Genomic DNA, 508 nt, shown 5'->3' with positions numbered 1-508 from the left:
TTCCACGCTTGGCCGGCGCTATCCGCACGAACTCTCCGGCGGCCAGCAGCAGCGCGTCGCCCTGGCCCGCGCCCTGGCGCCGGAACCTGAATTGCTGCTGCTTGACGAGCCGTTTTCCAACCTCGATGTCGATGCTCGAATTCCAAGGCCGCGAGGCCATCAGTCAGCCCTATCGCTTCGAGCTGGAGCTGGTCAGCGAACGCCCCGATCTGGAGCTGGAAAGCCTACTGCACCGCCCGGCCTGATATACCAAGCCGTGAATGCCGCTGCCATCCGGAGCGAAGGCGAGAAAGGCCATCGGCGTGCCGCTCAACGGCGTCTACGAAGCCACCGGCGTTCCCGTTCTGCTCCTCGACGGCCCTGCGCCGGATGCGGTGCTGGATCAGTGGCGCGCGCAGCGCCAAGCCGAGGGGGGTGCCCCTTCGGATGCCACGCAGGAGGTGATCCGTGCGCAGCAGGCTGGAAACTGAGCTTCCAGTGCGGATTGCCGCTGGCCAGCGGCAGCAGC

General features: G+C 66.9%; 3 pseudogenes. All 3 read left to right on the top strand.

Going from position 1 to position 508, the window contains the following annotated elements:
- Positions 1 to 139 (top strand): annotated as a pseudogene (locus U8L64_RS00565) (ATP-binding cassette domain-containing protein); the annotation flags it as partial.
- Positions 126 to 242: pseudogene (locus tag U8L64_RS20225) on the top strand (hypothetical protein); the annotation flags it as partial. The pseudogenes U8L64_RS00565 and U8L64_RS20225, both read left to right, overlap by 14 nt.
- Before the next feature lie 81 nt (positions 243 to 323).
- Positions 324 to 461: pseudogene (locus U8L64_RS00560) on the top strand (AAA family ATPase); the annotation flags it as partial.
- Positions 462 to 508: the final 47 nt, after the last annotated feature.

The sequence above is a fragment of the Pseudomonas sp. FIP_A4 genome (assembly GCF_036701605.1).
GTDB classification, from domain to species: Bacteria; Pseudomonadota; Gammaproteobacteria; order Pseudomonadales; family Pseudomonadaceae; genus Stutzerimonas; species Stutzerimonas phenolilytica.
This window is presented reverse-complemented; position numbering and strand designations above follow the sequence as displayed.